Here is a 22,276-nt window from a genome sequence, read left to right on the forward strand (position 1 = left end):
GAGCCATATGCTATCGTTAATTCATTCATTGGAATGATTGATAGTGAAAGTTTTAGAGAAGTTAATTAGTTCTTATATGTTGTAATTTATTTGATTTTTAAATAAATGAGAGTATAGGAGAAGTTAATCTATCTAAGAACCCCTTGCCTTTAGGCATGGGAGTATCAGTACTGGACGAACCTACAAATCATTTGGATATGGATTCAATTGAATGGCTTGAAGGCTATCTTAAGGCTTATAAGGGAATTGTAATTATCGTATCTCATGATAGATATTTTCTTGATAATGTAGTAACAAAGATTGTAGAAGTAGAGGATATGGAATCTATAACCTACAAGGGTAACTATTCTTCTTATGTTAATCAAAAGGAAGAAAATATGCTTGAACAATTTCATCAATATAAGGAACAGCAAAAGCAGATTAAGACTATACAGAAGAATGTAAAGGAATTAAGGGATTGGGCAACTAGGGTAGATAATAATAAATTTTTTAAAAGAGCTGTCAGCCTGCAAAAAAAACTTGATAAAATGAAAAGTAGTGACACTGAAAGCAATAGGGCTTATCGATCCAGAGGTCAATATATAAGAACTGAAAAACCGAAGTTTGAAAGAAAGAATATGAAGCTTAACTTTAAAGAAACTGAAAGATCTGGTAATGAGACAATTAAGGCTGAAGGACTTTCTAAATCTTTTGAAGATAAGGTTATTTTAAAAGATGCAGATTTAATGATTAATTTCGGTGAAAGAGTGGCGTTAATCGGACCAAATGGTAGCGGGAAAACCACCTTCTTAAAACTGCTCTTAGGTGAAGAGTGTCCAGATGCAGGTGTAGTGGAATTAGGTGCCAATGTAATGGTGGCATATTTGCCACAAAAAATTACGTTTAAAAACGATGAATTCACTGTGCTGGATTGTTTCAGGGAAGATGTTTTTCTGGCAGAGGGGAAAGCACGGGAATACCTATCCAAATTTATGTTTTATGGGAGCAGTGTCTTTAAGAAAGTAAAGCACTTATCCGGAGGAGAGAAAATAAGGCTTAGCTTAAGCAAACTGTTATATGAAGATGTAAATTTATTAATACTAGATGAGCCCACCAATCATCTAGATATTGATTCCATAGAAACCTTTGAGGAAGCGATGGAAGAGTTTAAGGGAACTATATGTTTCATTTCTCACGATAGATACTTTATAAATAAAATCGGTGAAAGAGTTATTGCTATTGAAGACAATGCTTTTAAAAGTTATCCTGGTAATTATAATTATTATAAAAGTGTAAAAGATGAGCTGACCCAACAGGCCATTAAAGAGCCGGTGGTGAAGAGTGGAAAAGTTAAAAAATCGAGAAACATTGATGAAAGAAAAAATATGGAATATGAAAAGGATAGAGCTCGAGCCAAGGTTACAAGTCTTGAAAATGAAATAAGAGAGATTGATTTAGCTATGGCTGACTCAAGGGTACATTATGAGGAGCTTAATAAGCTGTACTGTAGGAAAGAGGAGTTAAGTAAAGCGATGGATGGAGCTATGGAATTGTGGGTAAGTTTTAATAATTAGAGGTAAAAATAAATGTTTCCATAAGTCTTACGAGCAAGGCGAATTTGTTAATAAATGGTGTGGAATAAAATATAATTTTCTGATAAAATAAAGATAAGCAGAAATGAATATAATAATGAATAATAGTCAAAGGTAAATATTGAGGATGTGATAAAATGACTAAGAAAAAAGTAAAATCAATAGATGACAATTTCATAATGTCACCAAAATATGATTTTGTATTTAAGTATATATTTGGAAACGAAAAACATAAAGATTTACTAATAGCACTACTAAGTGATGTATTAGGTGTCCCAGAAGAAGAATTTGAGGGAATAGAAATAATAAATAGTGAACTAATAAAAGACTTTAAGGAAGACAAAAAAGGGATTCTTGATGTACGAGTAAAAACAAAAATAGGAAAGCAAATAGATGTTGAAATACAAATATTGCCAACGGATTACATGGCAGAACGCACAATTTTCTACTGGAGTAAGATGTATACAAGTCAGATAAAACCAGGAGATACTTACGACAAGTTAAAGAAATGTGTAACTATAAATATAGTAGATTTCAAATGTACACCACTAAAAAAACTTTATTCTAGTTATCATTTGACAGAAGATAAAACAGGTTATAGATTGACGGATATAATTGAGGTACACTTCTTGGAAATCCCAAAATTATTTGACGAAGATATAGAGAAAGATGAAAATGATCCAATAGTTCAGTGGATGGAATTCTTAGATGCAAAATCGAAGGGAGAGATGGAGATGCTGGCAGAAAAGAATAAGGATATAAAGAAAGCTTATGGCTTACTTCAGATAATAAGCAAGGATGAGAAGGCTAGAATGTTATATGAAGCCAGACAGGCAGAAATCAGTGACCAGCTTACTAGGATAAAAGCAGCAGAAGAAAGAGGAATAGAAAAAGGAATAGAAAAAGGAATAGAAAAAGGTGAAAACAGAAAAGCAATAGAAAATGCCACTAATTTTCTTAAACTTGGAATAAGTGAAGAAATAGTAGCCAAAGGAACAGGCATACTAATAGAAAAAATAATTGAAATAAAAAAGAAAATGCTCCATTAGAAATAGCATAAAAATAATAATAGTATATTCATTAATCCCTTACATAAGTAAAAGATGTAGGGGATTTTTATATAACTAAGTATTATGCAGTGCTGCAATCGGTTCTAGCTATATTAAGGATATTCTTTCAGACCAGTCTCTGGGAGAAATAGCTTGTGATAGTGATAAAACTTCGCAGGGGTTAATGGTAACCTAGTTGGTCATACCAAAAATATCCTTCATTTATAATTAATTCCTTTACATTTTTTTTGTTTTTGTGTATTATAGTAATTAGATTTAAGCAATAAAAGTATTTGCTGAATAATTTGTCGAAAGATTAAATTATACATAGGAGGATGGAAAATTGAATAAAAAGTTTATTTTAGCCATAATGGTATTTGGTGTAACTATGAGCGCTGGTTTTACTAGTGTATACGCAGATACTGCGTCGGATAAGGCGAAAATTCAACAGGTTCAAGCTCAAAGGAACAGCCTTGAAAGTAAAGTACAGATGATGGACAATCAGATTGAAAAAATCATGTCTAAAATCAATAGTAATGAAAATAATATAACTAATATACAAGAACATATTAAACAAACTGAAATAAATATTGCAAAAGCAGAGGCTGACATTAAAGCAGAACAGATTCTTTTTGATAAAAGAATGAGGGCAATGTATATGAATGGGACGTCAAGCTATATAGACGTTATACTAAGCTCAAATGGTGTGGAGGATTTAATATCTAGAGTAGAAGATCTCAAAACGATAATAACCTTTGACCAAAATGTTATTAGTGATTTAGAAACAAAAAAGGTAGCGATTAATTTAAAGAAGGTAGAGCTAGATACAGAAAATACAAAGTTGATAGCTTTAAGAGTTGACAATAAAAAGAAATTGGATACTTTAACCAAACAAAAATCAGAACAAACTGTATTGGTAGCACAATTAAATGCTCAAGAAAATCAATATAAGGCACAACTGGCAACAGACCAAGCTGCGGAAGCAAGACAAGCTAATGAAGCAAGACAAGCTGCAGCAGATAAAATAGCAAATGCGGCTCTTAGTGCAGTAAATCCGGCTCCTAGTGTAACACCTTCAAGAGGTGGATCTACATTTTCTTCTAATTCACTCTTAGCATATGCTTCAAATTTTCTTGGAGTTAATTATGTATGGGGTGGGACAAGCCCTTCAGGCTTTGATTGCTCAGGCTTTACACAATATGTATTTGCACATTTTGGAGTAGACATACCAAGAGTTTCAGAAGACCAACAAAATGTAGGAACACTTATATCTAGAGATAATCTTCAACCAGGCGATTTGGTGTTTTTCGGAACTCCGGCTCATCATGTAGGGATATATGTTGGGAATGGTGACATGATAAATGCACCTCACTCAGGTGCTGTAATTAGAATTCAAGCACTAAATAGCGATTTTACATATGGACGTAGAGTTAATTAAATAAAAATTCATTTAGGCAAAGCATCTATATTAATTTATGGATGCTTTTTGTATTGATGAAAAATTATATTAAGCAAACTTAATGAAAACACCATTAAGGTGGCTATTCGCTTTGGTAGAGACCTAAATTTTAGGTAAATGCATCCATCCATTATACTTAAAATTTAAGCTATAATATAGTATATAAATAATCTATAATTTAGCAAACAAAAGGATAATATTATAAAAAAGTAATTTTAGGAGATATGTAATATGGGATATGAAATAAAATGGAAATTTAAAGCAAATGATCATTTGGATTCTAAGATAATTTCAAAAAATGATTTGATTTTTGTTGGCAGTTATGATGAAAATTTTTATTGTGTGGATATAAGTACAGGAACATGCAAATGGCAATACAGCGTAGGAGCATCAATTAATTCCTCACCAATTTTAATTGAAAACAATTTATTTTTTGGTGCCAATAACGGGATTTTTTATAATTTAAATATTAATAATGGTACTAAAGAATGGGAATTTAAAACTCAAGGAAAAATTGTTTCCAAACCTGCTATTTACAATAATAATATTGTATTTGGAAATTATAAAGGAGAGATTTATTCATTGAATCTAATTAATGCTAATATCAATTGGAACTTCAAAGTAGAAAACAGCGTAACTTCTGACTTACTATTGTATAATGAAAAAATTTATGTTGGAACTTTCGATGAAAGTGAAACAAATGGAATATTATATTGCATCGATGCTGCAAATGGTAGTGTTATATGGCGCAAAGCCCTTAAAGGAAAATTTATTAATAATCCAATAATTTTTGAAAATATTATTTTATTAGGAACTGGAAATGAGGAATTAATATTTATAAATTGCAATGATGGAGATATTTTATATAATATACAAATTAAAGAGCTATTAACATCTAGCGTAAAACTTATAGAGAACGTTGCATATGTGGGAAGCAAGGAGGGTGTATTATATTCAATAGATTTGCATAAGAAGGAAATTATCTGGAGCACTAAAGTGAATTCTTCAATAGGTTCGCATCTTGAAATATTATATGATTGTATTTTATTTGGAACTGACAATGGTGATTTTTACAGAACAAGTATAATTACAGGTGAAATTAAGGATTGTGTAAAGATTGGAGATACAATTACTGATGCAATCGAAATCGTTGATAATAAATATGTTTTTGTTGGTAGTTGGGATTCTTATTTGTATCTAATACTATTTAAATAATAAAATATGGTATATCTGTACAAATGGAATCCAAAACAGGAATAGTAAATGTTGCAACAAAGATAACTCATGATTTAAGTGAAGATATTATCAATTTTAAGAGGGAAAGCAAACATAATTAATATCTTAAGATAAAAATAAACTTTAAGCAAAATGAAAAAAACCCTCTAATAAATCATATCATGTATCGTATATAAAGGTGAAATGATAAAACATGTGATAACAGTTAATAATTGTTATATACATAAGAGGAGGAATTAACATGAAAAACACAAAATTAAGTTTATTTGTACTCGCTTTAACATTATCAATTGGTGTATCATCTGGGGTTTATGCATGTGAACAAAATAAAACTACGAAGGGTGTAAAACCAACTTCTGTAGCACAAAAAATAGACTCCAAAGAGGCGAAAACTCAGCAATGGGAAGCAAAATTCCTTAAAAATCATGAAGATAAGAAAAATTTTAATAAATGTCATAAAGACTTCGAAAAGGCAAATGAACATAAATACGACAAAATTAAGCCAGTTATTAGTGTAGCAGATAAAGCCGCTTTAAAAGTTAAAACAGATAAAATAGCAACAGTTAAAGACGCTAATAAGGTTTTGAAAACTACAATTATTAAAAATGCACAAGCAGTCAAGGTAGAATTAAAAAGAATTGAAGATAGTAAGATAGTATTAGATTCAGTAGTAAAAACTGAAGCTGATTCAGTTTTGTTAGCTGTAAAAGATGTAACTACTAAGAAAACTTGTGTAAATTCAGTAGTTCCAACACTTGTACCAGTTAGTGTTGTAGCACCTGTAGTACCCATAGTTGAGCCTATAGTACCAGCAGTACCTGTAGAGAAAAATTATCTAGAAAAATTAAATGAAAGATTAGACAATGTATTTCAAAAGTCTACAGAAAAACACACACAGTTAACTACTTTAGGAACTAGACTTTTAAATCTTTTAAATGCTTTAACAGCTATAAAATAGAATACTTGCAAAAAAAATAAAAGTCTTGAATTTAATTCAGGACTTTTTTTGATTTGTAAGTATTATAAATACAAGAGTTATCATATATTGCAATGTAAAAAGGGTATAATAAATTGACAGAGGTAGAAACTAAAAGTGGCTGACTTGTGTTGGTATAGAAAGTAGATAACTAAAAATATAATAGAATGCATTATTTTTACTTTATGTAAAATAAAAACATATAAGAAGGAAAGGAGTAAAGATAGGATGACAGAGAGAAAAAGAGTAATACAAACAGGATGGAACTTAGAAAACAGTTATGCTCGTCTACCAAAATCATTTTTCAACATAATCAAACCAAACCCGGTATCTTCACCGAAGTTAATCATTCTCAATTATTCCTTGGCAACATCCCTTGGGCTTAACGGCCAGGCGCTACAAAGCAATGATGGCATAGCGGTGCTTGCTGGCAACCAGGTTCCAAAAGGAACTTTACCTCTTGCGCAGGCTTATGCAGGGCATCAATTCGGGCATTTTACGATGCTTGGGGATGGCAGGGCTATGCTTATTGGCGAACAGGTCATGCCTTCAGGGGAAAGAGTTGATATTCAGCTCAAGGGTTCAGGTAAAACGCCATACTCCCGAGGGGGTGATGGTCGAGCAGCACTTGGACCGATGCTACGCGAATACATCATTAGCGAAGCAATGCATGCGCTTGGTATTGGCACCACCCGGAGCCTTGCAGTGGTGACAACCGGTGAGTTTGTAGTCCGTGAAAACCAGCAACTTGGTGCAATTATGACTCGCGTGGCTGCAAGTCATCTCAGAGTTGGCACCTTTCAATACGTTTCAAAATGGGGCACAGCTATGGATCTTCGGGCCCTTGCTGATTATACATTGCAAAGACATTTTCCAGCGGTTGATGCGGGTGGGAACCAATATCTTTTTCTACTTCGGGAAGTAATTAAGCGTCAAGCCACGCTGATTGCCAAATGGCAACTGATTGGATTTATTCACGGAGTTATGAACACGGACAATATGGCAATTAGTGGAGAAACCATTGATTATGGTCCTTGTGCCTTCATGGATACCTATGACCCAGAAACGGTATTCAGTTCCATTGACATTCATGGTCGCTATGCCTATGGCAATCAGCCACATATTGCCGAGTGGAATCTCGCGCGATTTGCGGAAACCCTATTGCCACTGCTACATGTTAATCAGGATCAGGCTGTCAAACTAGCTCAGGAAGCGATTTCAGATTTTACTAAGTTGTATCACTACAACTGGCTCACGGGAATGAGAGCGAAACTGGGAATATTTAACGAGGAGGTACAGGATGAAGAACTTATTGAAGGTCTCCTAAGTTTGATGCAGAAGTATCATTCGGACTATACCAATACCTTCCTCTCATTAACTTTTGATACACGGTGGGATGTTGCACTATTTGGCAGCACAGAATTTGCTCATTGGTATGAGCTGTGGCAGGAGAGACTAGGTAGGCAGAAAGAACAGAAAGCCTCCTCCCATCAGTTGATGCGGAGTTCAAATCCAGCTCTAATACCTCGTAACCACCAGGTAGAAGCGGCACTAGAAGCAGCAGTAAAACAAGGAGACTACAGCGTGATGGAGCGTCTTCTAGATGTTCTGAAAGACCCCTATGCGCATTCCACAGAGCAGATTGATTACGCTACACTGCCTGCGATATCAAACCGTCCTTATCGAACATTTTGCGGTACTTAATTTAGAAGCATAAAGAGTTATCTTTAACTCAATTTAAATTTGTATATAGTTGAGAGTTTTGATATAATTTAGTTGTTAAACATTTATGTTTTTTCCTTAGTTATTTTTTGTGTCATAACTTAATTATAACAGGAGATTTCATAGATGTTTTTATTTTTTAGAAGATTATTGGAATCGTTTTCTATAATTTATAGTTTATAATAAATTGAAGATAATGTATTTACTATATATAATCGAAATAAACAAATTGAGAGCAATATTTTATAATGAATATTGTTCTCAATTATGTTTTATATTTAAAAAGGAGATAAGTCTATGAATTATACTGAATATGGAAAAACTGAGAAAAAAGTTTCTGTAGTGGGCTTTGGAGGCTTAAGATTTGACTTAAGTAAAAGTAATGAGGAAAATGCAGAATTAATTAAATATGCTTATAGTAAAGGAATAAACTATTTTGATACTGCTCCCGGATATTGTGATGATAGAAGCGAGGATATATTTGGTGTTGCTTTTAGAGAAATGATAAAAGAAGGTAAATTAGATTTTATTGTTTCTACTAAAGGAAAACCTAAGGTGTATGATACCGCAGAAAAGGCAGTTAATGCTGTAAAGACCTCTTTAAAGAGATTGGGAGTTCCTAAAATTCATTTTTATCATGTTTGGTGTATAAGAAAGATGGAGCACTATGAATTGTGCATGAAAAAAGGAGGGCAATACGAGGGATTACTTAAATGTAAAGAGGAGGGGCTGATAGATCATATTGTTTTTTCCTCCCATCAACCAGGTGAGGAAGTAATAAAGGTGCTAGATGAAAATAAGTTTGAAGGAGTTACCATGGGAATTAATTTACTCAACTTCCCGTATAGATGGAAGGGCGTAACTCATGCTTATAAAAATGAATATGGTGTTGTGGCAATGAATCCCTTAAGTGGAGGTTCTATTCCCAGTCATGAAAAAGAATTGGCTTTTTTAACAAAAAAGGTCGAAACAGCCACACAATTAGCCTTGAGATTTAATATATCTAGTCCTGAAATTACTATAACTTTAGTTGGGTTTGGAAACAATCACGATATTGATGAAGCTTGCAGGATAGCTGATGAATCAAAGCCTTTTACAAAAGAAGATATTAATAAGCTAAGAAATTTATTAGGCGAAAATATGAATGAGATTTGTACAGGCTGTGGATATTGCAAAGTTTGTCCAAAAGGAATTAATATACCAGGATACATGTTGTTTTTCAATGAAAAACAAATGTTTAAGAAAAGCGATGAAGAAATGATTCAGTCTGTTTATGGCTTAGAATATTGGAATTACTCTATGAGTAATAAGAAATTTGCTGCTGAATGTGTTAAGTGTGGCAAGTGTGAAGAAGAATGCACCCAACACCTTCCTATAATTGATAGATTAAAACAAATTGCGCAGTGGGAAGAAAAGGGAACTAATGATGTAACTGTATAAGGCGTCTCTCAAAATTTGTAAAGTCAATTAAAAATCATAAAGCGCAATTTAATGGAGGGAATGAAAGTGTATATTATTATCTTTGTTTTAAAACTACTGGAGTTTTTCTTTTACAAAGAAATTGAAAATGGATATCCTAATATTGTTGAGACCATAATGGATTCGGATTGTATACGTGCATCTGCATTTTCATTAGTAATTTTTATAATAATATATTTTTACTTTGGAAATAAAAGGATAAACAAACATAAAGCATTAATAATATTAATAATAGTTTTGATATTTACTGCTTCTTTATTATATTTAGTTGTATTTACATTCGCATACAGTTTCCCAACTAATATCAGGATATCTAGAATTGTAGGATTAATATTATCAATAATTACATGTATATTTATTATTTATAAAGGGATAATTGTAAAACATTAATAATGTTTGTAACATAGTGAACTTACTATAGAACTTTCTACAAATATTGCAATGAAAGGCCAAGATATAAATACTACTTTAGTGGCAGAAAATTTATCAATGAAAAACTACCGAAATAATAAACTTCGGTAGTTCGATATACTGGCTAAATGCCTTTAATATTTAACTTATTTTATAACTATAAGAGGAACTAGTTAGTTATAAGAATTAATGGCTTGTGTATTAATTTTTTATAATGGTTACAATTTTAAGATTATTGACAATACCTTCCTGTGTGATTATACTACCCCTATCCTAAGGGAAATGGTTATTTGATTAACTAAATAGTTAATCAAAAGCCAAAGGGGAAGGCTAAGGTTTTATAATATCAATTAAAATTATGTATGAATCGGGGGTGCTTCGTAAAAGGAGAGATGGTAATTTTATAAATTATATTATTGAGAGAGAAGTCATTGATAGGATTCCAATGGATATGTATCAGTATTTGGATAACTAACATTACTACTTTTCATTCAAAATAGATTATTTAAAGGAAGTGGAGAAAGTAATGTATATTGATGCACATACTCATTTAGACTTCTTTAATAACAATATAGAGTATGCTATTAATGAAATTAATAACCTTAAAATCCTAACTATTGCGAATGGTATGGATATGGAGAGTTACTTAAAAAATAAGGAATATAGCAAAAGGAGTCAATATATTAAAGCTACCTTTGGAATACATCCATGGAAGGCAGCGGAATATAAGGGGAAGCTTGAAGATTTAATCCCTTATATTGAAGAAAGCAAGATTATAGGGGAAATAGGCTTAGATTTCTTTTGGGTGGAGGATAACGGTACCTATGAGGCACAAAGAAGGATTTTTAATTTTATATTAGAGGAAAGTATTAAAAGAGATAAAGTTATATGTATACATACAAAAGGTGCAGAGGAAGAAATATATAATATTCTTAAGCATTATAGCTATAGTAAAATAATTATTCATTGGTATAGTGGTGATATTAAAACCTTAGATAAATATATAGAGCTAGGTTGCTATTTCACTATAAGTGTTGATATAGACTACTCTAAATTAACAGAAGAAATATTAGCTAGGATTCCAATAGATAGATTACTTGTGGAGACTGATGGACCAAGAGCTTTAGAATGGGTAAATGGTGATTATGGCTATCCTAGAGTAATAATTAATGTTATAAAAAGCGTTTCAAAGAGAAAAGCAATTTCCACTGAGAGATTATTAAAAGTATTAGAAGATAATTTCTTTAAATTAACTGGAATTAAAATTCAGGATTAAGAGTTAATGAAATAATAGAGAGCATAATTTTCATAACTATTTGCAAATATTGCAATTGAGTAGAAAAATAACGATCAATAAAAAGAGGTTAAGCAGGTTGACAAATTTAATATATTGTTATACACTAAACAATATAATTTTATAAGACCTCACTTTTATATGTGGGGTAGAGGCGCGACATTTAACAGTCTTTAGTGGAGCTTGAGAAGCATTGATACTAGAGAGAAGGAAAGGTCGCCGAAGCAAATAAAATCTCAATATTATTTGCTGGGTCTGCAGTTAAGAGCTGCAGGACTGTCTCAATAAACTTCCCGGTTTATTGAGTTGTGCTATCTCATTTGGGAAAAGAAGAGGTTTAGGGACAACTATGCATGTTGAGACCTGAGTTTATCTCAGGTCTTTTTTTGTTTGGGGAAATTCCTAAGAGGATTAAATAGTGCTACCTAATCTAAGGGTGGCATTTTTAATTTAAATATATTATATGAATCTAGTACAAAAGAAGGAGAGAAGTAGTTATGAAAAAGAAATTATCATTATTAATAGTAGCATCTCTATCAGTAGTTATGCTTTTAACAGGATGTGGGTCAAGCAGTACTTCAAAAGAGGCAAAAGCAGAAGAGGCGAGTGGAACATTTAAAGTAGGTCTTGAAGCTGGATATGCGCCATTTAACTGGACTCAAATGGATGCTTCTAATGGTGGTGTTAAAATTGAAGGCGGCTCAGAATATGCAGGTGGATATGATGTAGAAATCGCTAAAAAGATTGCTAAAGATTTAGGAAAAGAATTGGTTATTACTAAAACTGAATGGGATGGTCTTGTACCAGCATTAGCTTCGGGCAAAGTCGATGCAATTATTGCAGGTATGTCACCCACAGCAAAACGTAGAGAGGTGATTGATTTCTCGGACAACTACTATAAATCAGATTTAGTTATGCTTGTTAAAAAGGGTGGGAAATATGATGCAGCTACTTCTATTAAGGATTTTAAGGGAGCAAAAATAACTGCCCAATTAAATACATTCCACTATTCAGTAATAGATCAAATTCAAGGCGTAAACAAGGAACCAGCTATGGACAACTTTCCTGCTATGAGAGTTGCTCTTGAATCAGGAATGATTGATGGTTACGTATCAGAACGTCCTGAAGGCGTTAGTTCGGAGGGTGCAAATAAAAGCTTTAAAATGGTAGAATTTAAAAGTGGATTTACTACAACAGACGCGGATACGTCAATTGCTGTAGGGATTGCAAAAGGTAGTGATTTAACTGTGAAAATCAATAAAACATTAGCTGGCATATCAAAAGCAGATCGTAAAAACATTATGGATGCTGCAATAAAGAATCAACCATCAGCTAAATAGTATTTATTTATGATATAAGGAGGAGAAAGATGAGCTTTGAATGGGTAGTAAAAATCATTTCAAATAACTGGCCAATGTTCATACGTGGAGCAGGTACGACACTCTTAATTTCCATGGTGGGTACTATTATAGGTTCCATAATCGGTTTATTAATAGGGATTGTACGTACTATTCCAATGCCACAGCGAGGAATAAAAAGAGTCATGCTTAAAGCTGTTAATGCTATTCTTTTTGTTTATATAGAGATATTCCGTGGAACGCCTATGATTGTACAAGCAATGGTAATTTATTACGGATCTGCTTTAGCATTTGGTATAAATATGAATAGGTTATATGCAGCAATTTTTATCGTTTCAATTAATACAGGGGCTTACATGTCAGAAATTATCCGTGGTGGTATTGTTTCTATCGATAAAGGACAATTTGAAGCAGCTCATGCTATAGGTATGAATCATATTCAAACTATGACGAGTGTAGTAATACCACAAGTAATTCGTAATATCTTACCAGCAACGGGTAATGAATTTGTAATCAATATAAAAGATACATCAGTACTTAATGTAATTTCGGTAACAGAATTATATTTCCAAACAAAATCAATTTCAGGAAATAATTTTAGATATTTTGAAACATTTTTTGTTGCATGTATTTTGTATTTTATAATGACCTTCACAATAACAAGAATTTTGCGCTACATTGAAAGGAAATTAGATGGTCCGGACAATTATATTATGTATGCTAATCAAATGCAGGTAGAAACTCCGGAAGATATGTGTCGTAGAACAAGAAATAGTGACGAGAATAAATATTAGGCGAAGGAGTAGGAAGTATGGAAAAAATAATTAATATACAGCATTTAAGCAAATCATTTGGAAATCATGAAGTGTTAAAAGACATTGATTTTTCAGTAAATAGTGGAGAAGTAGTCTGCGTCATAGGTTCTTCTGGATCTGGTAAATCTACTCTTCTTCGGTGCGTTAACCTTTTAGAAAAACCAAGTGGTGGTGAAATCATCTATAAAGGAGAAAACATTTTAGATGATAAACATGATATCTACGCCTACCGTACAAAGCTTGGTATGGTGTTTCAACAATTCAACTTATTTAATAATCATAATGTTTTAAGCAACTGCGTGGTTGGACAAATGAAAGTGTTAAAGCGTTCCAAAGAGGAAGCAGAAAAAGTAGCTATGAAATATTTGAAAGTGGTTGGAATGGAGCAATATGTTAATGCAAAACCAAAACAATTATCAGGTGGCCAAAAACAACGTGTGGCTATTGCAAGAGCACTCTCTATGGAACCAGATGTGATGCTCTTTGATGAACCAACATCAGCCCTTGATCCTGAGATGGTAGGAGAAGTTCTTAAAGTTATGAAGGAACTTGCGCAGTCTGGTCTTACTATGTTAATAGTAACTCATGAAATGGAATTTGCAAAAGAAGTATCTGACCGTGTAGTGTTTATGGACAAAGGGATCATAGCAGAAGAAGGAAGTCCAGCGCAAATTTTCAATAATCCAAGGGAGGAACGTACCAAGGAGTTCTTAAAGCGCACATTAAAGCAGATGTAATATAATTTGTGAAGGATGATAAATATATGTGTCTGTAAAAGGGAAATTAAAAGCAATCTATGCCTTTGAAAAAGAATATTTAGGTTAAGGGAGAAATCTCTTAACCCTTTTTTTTTCACTTAAAGCAACTAGTTGTCTTTTGTGTAAAGTATATATTAGTTGTAGGTGCTACTCAAAGGGGCGTTTGTAGGGTATAATAAATTAGTAAAATAACAAGGCCTACATTAAAAATATTTATTGTGAATATTAATTTAGAAGGTATCAGTTTTGAAGTTTTTTTAAAGCTGTAAAAAATAAAAAAAAAGAGGGTAAAAATATGAAAAATGATATAAATAAAAACATGGAATTAATGAAAAAAATTATTGAAGAAAAAAAAGCGAAATCTTCCACGCAAAAAAATAATAAGAGAGGAGCAGTCAATGGAACACAAAGCGCATCAGCAGGTAATGGTGGAGGTTTAGTTGGTAAAAATAACAGGGGACTTTAAACAATGAAAAATTCGATTTTTCTTGCTTATGCATTTTTAAATAAATATAAAAATACAGAAACAAACAGCCTGCTTGCATAATCAGCAGGCTGTTTGTCTTTTCCGTTTTTAAGGATTGTGGTAAAGCCAAACTGAAGTTGTTTAGTGCTTTTAATATCAAAAAACTCTACATTCCAATCTAATATAGTACACGTACAGTTATTATGAATTTCATTAAATAGTATTCTATTTCCAATGTGCTTTGTAAATTTTTCATCTAAAAGTATGCTGGTTAATGTATTTATTGCGTCAATATTATCCTTATGACAATAAATAATTAGATCACCTTCATACTTTCCATTAATAATTTGCTGAGCTACAGCCCTAATAATCCAAACAATGCCAGAAATATGATCATTATGTCTATGGGATATAAAAACATGATGGATTCCACTTATACCTATATCTAATTTTTCTAGGTTTGAAAGTATAGTATTTCCACCACCGGTGTCCACCAATAAATGTTCTTTACCCTTTGAAATCGTAAAACATGTGTTATAACATTTTGTAACCATAGCATTTCCAGTACCTAAAATATTAACTAATTCCATATATATGCATTCCCCTCTATATTAGGTTGAATTTCTGACCTAATCTCTTATTATAATATCACTTATAATTATTATTACAGGAAAAAATATTTTTTTCAATAGTCTATAATCTTTTAGGAACTCCTCATTCTATTAGTATCATTTTGGAAACTATGAATAAAAAAAGTGCGTACTTGCATTAAGTTCATATTAAACTTAGAATAATACTATTGGTCAATAACAAATCAAATAGTGAAATAGGAGTGTGGAATTTTGAAAAAATTATTTACAGAGTTTAGTATTAAAAATGTAAAAATGAAGAATCGTATTTGTGTTCCTCCGATGGTTATTGGATTTAGAGATGATGGATATGTAGCATTTGAAAATGTAGAACGTTATAAAGAATTAGCTAAAGGTGGAGCAGGACTCATAATTCAAGAAGCTACCTGCGTTAATTGTGATGGTAAACTAATGGAAAAGCAGCTTGGAATATGGAAAGATGATCAAATTGAAGGATTAAAAAGTATAGTCGATGCAGTTCATGAAGAAGGTTGTCCAATATTTATTCAAATTCATCATGCAGGAGTTGTTGGAATATCAGAAGATCCAATATGTCCAAGTCCCTATGAATATAAAAATTATGCTGGAAGTGTTGTTGGACATGAAATGACTAGGGAAGATATAAAATCTATACAAAATGATTATATTGAAGCTGCAAGAAGAGCTTATGAATCAGGTTATGATGGGGTTGAACTTCATGGATGCCACGCATATTTAATAAGCCAGTTTTTAAACAAAAAAGTAAATAAGAGAACTGATGAATATGGCAAAAATCCTGAAAAATTTGTTGTAGAAATAATAGATGGGATTAGAAAAGTAACACCAAAAGAATTCATTGTTGGAATCCGTTTGGGAGGATTTGAACCAACAATAGAAGATGGAATACATTATGCTAAAGTATTAGAAAAAAATGGAATAGATTTCCTTGATATTTCTTATGGATTTATGAGTGAACAGGAAATGCATGTAAATGAAGAGTATAAATACTCTAATGCTGTTTATGCAGCGCAAAAAATTAAAGAACAAGTTTCAATTCCAGTATTTGCAGTTAACGGAATTAATTCCGCGGAGATGGCAGAAGAAATATTAAATCAAACAAATGTAGACATTGTAGATATTGCTAAAGGATTTCTTATAAATCCTAATTGGGCAAATGATGCCAGAGAAGGCAAAGATACTGGAAAATGCTTGAATTGTGCAAAATGTATGTGGTTTGGCCAGTCTAAGGTTTGTGCAGGGAAAGTTATATTTGAGCGAGATAATAAGCAAAAATAATATTAATAAGTACAAAAATTCAATTATAAAAGTTGAATATAAACTCCCAGTTTTTGTTATGAGTTTTGAGCTCATAGTAAAAACTGGGAGTTTTACTTTTGTAAATATGGTATTTTTTTCTTAAAAGATATGTAGAACTTGTAGAATAGGTCAGTACCCAATATTAAATTGAAGAAATCAAAAAAACAGTGGAAGACCAAACTCACTCTGAAGGAGGAAAAATTATGAACCAGTAATATTCATCATTCCTTACTTATATATTTTATTATAAAAATACTTCTCTCATATTCCAATATAATTAAGACCACATATTTGGTTACTTATGATGTGAGCGTAGGTTTTCATATTCTTCATAGCTGCTATGGAGCTTTATGAAAATAAAAGAATTTATCAACTCTTTGGAAAATTTATTTCGACTATAAATATTTCACTTCAAATCATTATAGCGTATATGGTTATACCTATTAATATAGATGCTTGGTGGAAAATATTTTCATTTATTGTTGCATATTTTCTTGCTGACTTTATAAATGGACTAGTACATATGCATATGGATTTATAATCAAGATGATTATAAATCCATAGCGGGACCACTAATAGCAAGTTTTCATTTGCATCATAAAACACCGCTCTACACGAAAAAAAATATTTTGTTGGTCTATTTTAATGAATCAGGTTCAAAGATTTGGCTTTGGGGGTTTCTAATAATTACTTCAATAGTAATTGGCATATTTCATATTAATACGGTAATTTCATATATCATATTATATTTTAGTTTATTATCGTCGTTAGCGGAGGTTTCGCACTATCTTTGTCATGTATGAAACGAAAGATTAGTAGATTTTTTTAGGAGAAGTGGTTTATTGCTTGGGAAACGTCATCATGGAACACACCATATTGAAGATAATGTTAATTATGCATTTTTAAATGGGATGTCCGATCCCTTGATTAATATAATCGCAAAAAGATTTTATTCAGGATATAAAAATACAACAGATAAACATTATGCGTATTACCAAGGTAAGGGCACAAAAAATAGGGGGATAAACTTTAGAACTAAAATATGATAGTCTTGTATCGTTTTTACGTTCATTCTCAATGGCAATTATATGTATTTGTATATACATAATGAATAACATGATAGATTTGGTTATACCAATACTATTTTTATTATCAGCATTGTCATTTATTTCAAAGTGGTATAAGAATAGAAATAAAACAGATATTAATTTACTTTTGTACGATAAAAACAAATATGAAATAGTTAATGAAAAAAACTTTTAAAACTACAAAACATTAAATATTTATTAAGTGTAGTATGTTGTATTAGTCTAGGCATATTTGGGTTATATTTGAGTCATAATTTTTATTTTTTAGGTGTTGGAATACTTGGAACACTGGAATTTATACTTGATGGTTTGAGTAAAGAATATGTTAAGTTAAAAAATTAAAAATTTATCCACACTATTCTTAAAATGTTCATCAATGACAAATCTGCAATAGTTAATTATTTGTAGAATAATGCATATTAATTAACAATGAATGGAGTTAGTATACATGAGAGTTAGAGCACCTGTAAGTTTAACAGCCTTATTAATAATAGTAACTATACTTCTAGTATTATTTTTGGAAGATTTCATTAGAAAAAATTATGATAATCGGAAAGGTTTTAACATTAAGATTGACAAAAACTATGAGAAAATAGACGAGATGGCTTATGCAGCATTGGAAGAATTGAAAAAGCAGGGAAAAAAATGTGAAATTACTATTCAAGAACCCCATTCATTTATGTGTGGGAGTTTCAGCTGATGGCTATAAAGCAGGAGAGTTGATTTTTTAGAGTCTCTTGTCGATGTTAAAAATGTAGCTTAAAATATTTAAAAAACAAACGAGGAAAAGATATACCCCCTTATTTTAAGGGGGTATATCTTTGCGCAAAATCAGTAATTTCACCTACCGGTATCACCTTTCTATCACAACACATGTTGAGTGCGTGGCAGGGATTTAAGGTGAAAGAGGCCAGGGCGATTATCATCGTCGGAGGATTCTTCTATGTGGGACCCGGAACCTAGCAATTCAATTTTAGCATCTTCTTAAAAGACATTTTCTCTTGTGGGCCTGCGATATTATCTCGCGAGCTGTGTTATTACCGCGTCTTCTTAAAAAGTTCGGAGAGTGAAATATTAGTATTATTGGTCTTTTGGGACTAGCACTGGGATTGGGGCTAATAATTCTTAGCATTCATATCTCACCTCCAGTAGATATTATTGCTGTATCACCTGTCCTAGACATGGCATTCAGCAATTCAGAAATACATGAAGTAGAAAAACAAAGAAAGCAACAATGCAGATTATCAATATTATAAAGTCATCATAAAGCTCTGTAAAAAATGCCTCAATAAATTCAACGCAGGTATACTTTGAAGTTATTCCAAAATTCTATTCATCATAAATTCATTAGCTACCTTTACAGCCCCATCTGCATTAGATGAATAACCATCGGCTCCAACGGATTTCCATAAACTTCTATATGTATTGAATAGTCTGCCACCCACTATTATTTTAACATTGTTCAATTCTTTCAAACTCCTTATAGATGTAATTAGAAACTTCACCGAAGCAAGATAGTAAGGCATTGTACAAGAAATTGCTACAATATCAGATTTACGATCTTTTATTGCTTTTATCACACTCTGTGTTGGAACGTCAGATCCAAGGAAATAGGTATCCCATCCATCAATTTCAAAAAGATCTGTAACCATACGAATGCCAATATTATGTGAATCGCCAGAAGTACTTAAAGATATAAGAGAATGCCCATTTTTTTCAGAAGTATGGAAATAAGGAAAAAGTTGTGACATTATCAATTGTGTAGAATTTGAAAAATAATGTTCTTGATAAATATCTATAATATTCATATCCCACTGCTGCCCGATTTCTATAAGAGACCTTTCTAACACATCAGAATATAGTCTCTTTATACCAATCATGTCACTAGCAACTGCATTTAAAATCATCTCACTAGCTATTTGCAAATTACCGCTAATTAAAGCATTAAAATATGAACTCTTTAATGCAAGTATTGCAGGGTCTATGAAAGACTTAGATAATTGTATTGAATCTCTCAGTGTAAAATCTTCATCACAACTGTGTATTTCTGATCTTCCAAGTAGGTAATCCAAAGAAACGTTAAAAAAGTCCGCTATTTTTAGCAGTGTTTCTTCATTAGGGAAGCGCTTACCCTGCTCATAATTGGCTATAGTTGATTGAGCCAAGCCAAGCATTTCTGCTAAATCCTTCTGGTGCAAATTGTTTTCTACGCGAAGATTTTTTAGTCTATTATAAAATCTACTAATGGTAATCACTCACCTCTCAATTATACATTGACACAAAATAGTCTAAAATTCAACAGATTTTTGCTTTAATAAAGTACTTTAATAATGTAACTTTAGGCAAATTATGTTGCAAAATGACAAATTGACAAATTGAGTAGTACAATACATTCACAACACAAAATGAAATAAAAACGTCTACAGAATTTTACTCTTAGTGGTATTATAGCAATTGATACTTCGATTTATGATAACTTTATTAAAATGTGAAATGAGGTAATAAATGTAAATGGGAGGAGGTCTATGTATACACAAAACAGTAATTTAATGGACAATATAGTATGCGATAAAGCTTATATTGATTTGACAACGGGGTTAAGAAATAAAAACTATATAGCTTATATGCTCCCAGAAGTAATGCGGCATAAGGGGTTGAACAAGAGCATCAGATAAGAACACTAAAAGAATATGGGTGTGATATAATTCAAGGATTTTATTATAGCAAACCACTTTCTACTAAGAATTTCGAAGAATATATTATGAAAAAAGAGGGGGAAGCATTAGTATGAAATTTTTTATAAACTTAAAGGTAAAAACAAAGCTTATATCAGTATTTTCAGTGGTTTGTATTTTTATGATTTTAATAGGAGTACAAGGTATAATAAGTTCATCAAAGATAAATGAGGGTTCTAAGTCTATATATAGTAATGGTTTGATACCTATTAAGGATTTGGAAGAAATTAAAGGAAATATCAATGAAATGAGAGGTAATATGCTTACAATTATTTTTGAAAGAGATAGAACGAAATTAGATGATCAAATAAAGAATATGAACAATTTAACCAATGAAGATATAAAAATTCAAAAAGAATATGAAAGTATACCTTCAGCATCAATAGAAGAGGATAAAACTTATAATGAGTTTAAGAATGAATTAGTAAAATATAGAGAAGGAAAGGTTAAGATAATAGAACTTGCAAAATCTAATAGCTATGGGGAAGCAGTTAAGCTTTTTAATTCTGAAATGGCTAAAACAAGAATTACTATGTTTGAAAAATTAGGAAAATGTATCGAAATAAATCAGAAATCAGCTACACAAGCAAATTCAGATAATATAGCTCATTTTAATAAGGTTAGATACACAATATTAATTTATACAGTAATAGCATTTTTTATTATAATTTTTATGGCATATATATTAAGTAAAAATATAATGGTTCCATTAAATAGGATAAAAGAATTAGCGAATAGGTTATCTTCCTACGATTTCTCAGCTCCAATTAATATTACAGGGAAAGACGAATTTGGACAAACAGCTGTGGCTTTAAATATCGCACAAGAAAATGTAAATAGTTTAGTAAAGGTAATTATGGAAAATGCACAAGAGATAAGTGCATCTTCTGAAGAACTTTCAGCCACAGTTCAAGAATTATCTTCCAAAGTTATAATTATAGATGAAGCAGTAGTTTCTATCGCTGCGGGTATGCAAGAGTCAAGTGCTGCCTCAGAGGAAATAAGTGCATCTGTTGAAGAAGTAGATTCAAGCATTAACGTATTATCTTCAAAGGCTATGGAAGGAAGTAACAATTCATATCAATTTAAAGAAAGAGCTACTGAGGTAAAAAGTAATAGTCAAAAGGCTATTAACGTAACTCAAAAACTATATAATGAAAAACAAAAGAACATGGAGAAAGCCATTGAAGATGGAAAAGTAGTAGATAGCATAAAAGTTATGGCAGATACTATCGGAAGTATAGCAACGCAAACAAATCTACTTGCTTTAAATGCAGCAATAGAAGCAGCAAGAGCTGGGGAACAAGGGAGAGGATTTGCAGTGGTTGCTGATGAGGTAAGAAAACTTGCAGAGCAGTCAGCACAAGCAGTAATAAAAATTCAAGAGACTATTGTGAAGGTACAAGGAGCATTCAAAAGCAGTATTGATACAGGTAGTGATATATTAGAATTTATAAATACACATGTTCAAGAACAATTTAATGCATACGCAGAGACGGGAAATCAGTATTATAATGATTCAGATTTTGTAAGTAAAATGTCTGAAGAAATAGCAGCTATGTCTGAAGAAATTACAGCAACAGTTGGACAAGTAAGTCATGCAGTTCAAAATATGGCTGAGTCTTCACAAAGCTCAAGTGGAGAAGCACTTACAATAAAAGAAAGTATGAATGAAGCGTCGCAGGCTATAGAGCAAGTGGCATTAACAGCACAAAGCCAAGCAGAACTTGCTCAAAAATTAAATGAAATAGTTCAACAGTTTAAGATTTAATGGGAAAGCATACTATAAAAGTATGCTTTTTTTAACATAGAAAGAGATAAAACAGTTTCTGCTTTTGTTTTAGGACGTGGCATTGAGAAAGTGGAGAATTACCTTATTGAAACTTGTAAATTTGTAGGTTCAAGTGTATTTGAGGATTTGCTAATACCTGTTA

The 22,276-nt window shown here is 31.8% G+C and carries 20 protein-coding genes, 1 pseudogene and 1 riboswitch; of the genes and pseudogenes, 18 read left to right on the forward strand and 3 right to left on the reverse strand.

Annotated elements, in window-relative coordinates:
- The first annotated feature begins 155 nt into the window (after window positions 1–155).
- The 13 genes from abc-f (at window position 156) to Ctaglu_RS25335 (ending at window position 14,594) form a co-directional block, all read left to right on the forward strand.
- A complete protein-coding gene (abc-f, locus tag Ctaglu_RS18735) occupies window positions 156–1,553 on the forward strand; it encodes a ribosomal protection-like ABC-F family protein (protein ID WP_125004545.1) in 1,398 nt (465 codons plus the stop codon).
- A gap of 155 nt (window positions 1,554–1,708) precedes the next feature.
- Window positions 1,709–2,620 carry an Rpn family recombination-promoting nuclease/putative transposase gene (locus Ctaglu_RS18740; RefSeq protein WP_125004547.1) on the forward strand — a complete coding sequence of 304 codons (912 nt, stop codon included), beginning with the start codon at window positions 1,709–1,711 and terminating at the stop codon, window positions 2,618–2,620.
- A gap of 343 nt (window positions 2,621–2,963) precedes the next feature.
- Window positions 2,964–4,058 carry a C40 family peptidase gene (locus tag Ctaglu_RS18745; RefSeq protein ID WP_125004549.1) on the forward strand — a complete coding sequence of 365 codons (1,095 nt, stop codon included), beginning with the start codon at window positions 2,964–2,966 and terminating at the stop codon, window positions 4,056–4,058.
- Window positions 4,059–4,310: 252 nt separating this feature from the next.
- Window positions 4,311–5,294, forward strand: a complete 984-nt coding sequence (locus tag Ctaglu_RS18750; RefSeq protein WP_125004551.1) for an outer membrane protein assembly factor BamB family protein — start codon at window positions 4,311–4,313, stop codon at window positions 5,292–5,294.
- Between the two features lie 262 nt (window positions 5,295–5,556).
- Window positions 5,557–6,273, forward strand: a complete 717-nt coding sequence (locus tag Ctaglu_RS18755) for a hypothetical protein (RefSeq protein WP_125004553.1) — start codon at window positions 5,557–5,559, stop codon at window positions 6,271–6,273.
- 246 nt (window positions 6,274–6,519) lie between these two features.
- Window positions 6,520–7,995, forward strand: a complete 1,476-nt coding sequence (locus Ctaglu_RS18760; protein ID WP_125004556.1) for a protein adenylyltransferase SelO — start codon at window positions 6,520–6,522, stop codon at window positions 7,993–7,995.
- 315 nt (window positions 7,996–8,310) lie between these two features.
- Entirely contained in the window at window positions 8,311–9,453 is a 1,143-nt protein-coding gene (locus Ctaglu_RS18765; RefSeq protein ID WP_125004558.1) for an aldo/keto reductase, read from the forward strand.
- A gap of 66 nt (window positions 9,454–9,519) precedes the next feature.
- Complete coding sequence (locus Ctaglu_RS18770) at window positions 9,520–9,882, forward strand: hypothetical protein (protein WP_125004560.1); 363 nt, start codon at window positions 9,520–9,522, stop codon at window positions 9,880–9,882.
- Window positions 9,883–10,429: 547 nt separating this feature from the next.
- Window positions 10,430–11,179 (forward strand): TatD family hydrolase, encoded by a 750-nt coding sequence (locus Ctaglu_RS18775; RefSeq protein ID WP_125004562.1) that lies wholly within the window; start codon window positions 10,430–10,432, stop codon window positions 11,177–11,179.
- Between the two features lie 159 nt (window positions 11,180–11,338).
- Window positions 11,339–11,519, forward strand: a riboswitch (Lysine riboswitch).
- A 175-nt stretch (window positions 11,520–11,694) separates the two neighbouring features.
- Window positions 11,695–12,537 carry a transporter substrate-binding domain-containing protein gene (locus Ctaglu_RS18780; RefSeq protein ID WP_125004564.1) on the forward strand — a complete coding sequence of 281 codons (843 nt, stop codon included), beginning with the start codon at window positions 11,695–11,697 and terminating at the stop codon, window positions 12,535–12,537.
- A 29-nt stretch (window positions 12,538–12,566) separates the two neighbouring features.
- Window positions 12,567–13,349, forward strand: coding sequence for an amino acid ABC transporter permease (locus Ctaglu_RS18785; RefSeq protein WP_125004566.1), 783 nt, complete (start codon window positions 12,567–12,569; stop codon window positions 13,347–13,349).
- A 17-nt stretch (window positions 13,350–13,366) separates the two neighbouring features.
- The gene (locus Ctaglu_RS18790) at window positions 13,367–14,107 is read left to right on the forward strand and encodes an amino acid ABC transporter ATP-binding protein (RefSeq protein ID WP_125004568.1); all 741 of its coding nucleotides are present in this window, start codon (window positions 13,367–13,369) and stop codon (window positions 14,105–14,107) included.
- A 316-nt stretch (window positions 14,108–14,423) separates the two neighbouring features.
- Entirely contained in the window at window positions 14,424–14,594 is a 171-nt protein-coding gene (locus tag Ctaglu_RS25335; RefSeq protein WP_185732803.1) for a hypothetical protein, read from the forward strand.
- A gap of 98 nt (window positions 14,595–14,692) precedes the next feature.
- On the opposite strand, the pseudogene Ctaglu_RS18795 reads toward Ctaglu_RS25335, so the two are convergent.
- Window positions 14,693–15,184: pseudogene (locus Ctaglu_RS18795) on the reverse strand (MBL fold metallo-hydrolase); the annotation flags it as partial.
- A 252-nt stretch (window positions 15,185–15,436) separates the two neighbouring features.
- Here Ctaglu_RS18795 and Ctaglu_RS18800 point away from each other — a divergent pair.
- The 3 genes from Ctaglu_RS18800 (at window position 15,437) to Ctaglu_RS18815 (ending at window position 18,307) form a co-directional block, all read left to right on the forward strand.
- Complete coding sequence (locus Ctaglu_RS18800; protein ID WP_125004572.1) at window positions 15,437–16,498, forward strand: NADH:flavin oxidoreductase; 1,062 nt, start codon at window positions 15,437–15,439, stop codon at window positions 16,496–16,498.
- Between the two features lie 863 nt (window positions 16,499–17,361).
- The gene (locus Ctaglu_RS18810; protein WP_125004576.1) at window positions 17,362–17,565 is read left to right on the forward strand and encodes a hypothetical protein; all 204 of its coding nucleotides are present in this window, start codon (window positions 17,362–17,364) and stop codon (window positions 17,563–17,565) included.
- Window positions 17,566–18,055: 490 nt separating this feature from the next.
- A complete protein-coding gene (locus tag Ctaglu_RS18815) occupies window positions 18,056–18,307 on the forward strand; it encodes a hypothetical protein (RefSeq protein WP_125004578.1) in 252 nt (83 codons plus the stop codon).
- 273 nt (window positions 18,308–18,580) lie between these two features.
- Here Ctaglu_RS18815 and Ctaglu_RS25785 read toward each other — a convergent pair whose 3' ends face one another.
- Both Ctaglu_RS25785 and Ctaglu_RS18820 read right to left on the reverse strand, forming a co-directional pair.
- Entirely contained in the window at window positions 18,581–18,739 is a 159-nt protein-coding gene (locus tag Ctaglu_RS25785) for a hypothetical protein (RefSeq protein WP_207669502.1), read from the reverse strand.
- A gap of 184 nt (window positions 18,740–18,923) precedes the next feature.
- Entirely contained in the window at window positions 18,924–19,862 is a 939-nt protein-coding gene (locus Ctaglu_RS18820) for a cobalamin-dependent protein (RefSeq protein WP_125004580.1), read from the reverse strand.
- 270 nt (window positions 19,863–20,132) lie between these two features.
- Between Ctaglu_RS18820 and Ctaglu_RS25350 the strand changes: the two genes are divergently transcribed.
- Entirely contained in the window at window positions 20,133–20,282 is a 150-nt protein-coding gene (locus Ctaglu_RS25350; RefSeq protein ID WP_185732809.1) for a hypothetical protein, read from the forward strand.
- Window positions 20,283–20,394: 112 nt separating this feature from the next.
- Entirely contained in the window at window positions 20,395–22,113 is a 1,719-nt protein-coding gene (locus Ctaglu_RS18830) for a methyl-accepting chemotaxis protein (protein ID WP_125004582.1), read from the forward strand.
- Window positions 22,114–22,276: the final 163 nt, after the last annotated feature.

Source organism: Clostridium tagluense (genome assembly GCF_003865095.1).
Taxonomy (GTDB): Bacteria; Bacillota; Clostridia; order Clostridiales; family Clostridiaceae; genus Clostridium_AD; species Clostridium_AD tagluense.

Excerpts from the sequence above, each read along its gene's own strand:
- abc-f (WP_125004545.1), top strand. The coding sequence starts at position 156 with ATGGGAGTATCAGTACTGGACGAACCTACAAATCATTTGGATATGGAT.
- Ctaglu_RS18740 (WP_125004547.1), top strand. The coding sequence starts at position 1,709 with ATGACTAAGAAAAAAGTAAAATCAATAGATGACAATTTCATAATGTCA.
- Ctaglu_RS18750 (WP_125004551.1), top strand. The coding sequence starts at position 4,311 with ATGGGATATGAAATAAAATGGAAATTTAAAGCAAATGATCATTTGGAT.
- Ctaglu_RS18755 (WP_125004553.1), top strand. The coding sequence starts at position 5,557 with ATGAAAAACACAAAATTAAGTTTATTTGTACTCGCTTTAACATTATCA.
- Ctaglu_RS18760 (WP_125004556.1), top strand. The coding sequence starts at position 6,520 with ATGACAGAGAGAAAAAGAGTAATACAAACAGGATGGAACTTAGAAAAC.
- Ctaglu_RS18765 (WP_125004558.1), top strand. The coding sequence starts at position 8,311 with ATGAATTATACTGAATATGGAAAAACTGAGAAAAAAGTTTCTGTAGTG.
- Ctaglu_RS18775 (WP_125004562.1), top strand. The coding sequence starts at position 10,430 with ATGTATATTGATGCACATACTCATTTAGACTTCTTTAATAACAATATA.
- Ctaglu_RS18780 (WP_125004564.1), top strand. The coding sequence starts at position 11,695 with ATGAAAAAGAAATTATCATTATTAATAGTAGCATCTCTATCAGTAGTT.
- Ctaglu_RS18785 (WP_125004566.1), top strand. The coding sequence starts at position 12,567 with ATGAGCTTTGAATGGGTAGTAAAAATCATTTCAAATAACTGGCCAATG.
- Ctaglu_RS18790 (WP_125004568.1), top strand. The coding sequence starts at position 13,367 with ATGGAAAAAATAATTAATATACAGCATTTAAGCAAATCATTTGGAAAT.
- Ctaglu_RS25335 (WP_185732803.1), top strand. The coding sequence starts at position 14,424 with ATGAAAAATGATATAAATAAAAACATGGAATTAATGAAAAAAATTATT.
- Ctaglu_RS18815 (WP_125004578.1), top strand. The coding sequence starts at position 18,056 with ATGAGAGTTAGAGCACCTGTAAGTTTAACAGCCTTATTAATAATAGTA.
- Ctaglu_RS25785 (WP_207669502.1), bottom strand. The coding sequence starts at position 18,739 with ATGCTAAGAATTATTAGCCCCAATCCCAGTGCTAGTCCCAAAAGACCA.
- Ctaglu_RS25350 (WP_185732809.1), top strand. The coding sequence starts at position 20,133 with ATGTATACACAAAACAGTAATTTAATGGACAATATAGTATGCGATAAA.
- Ctaglu_RS18830 (WP_125004582.1), top strand. The coding sequence starts at position 20,395 with ATGAAATTTTTTATAAACTTAAAGGTAAAAACAAAGCTTATATCAGTA.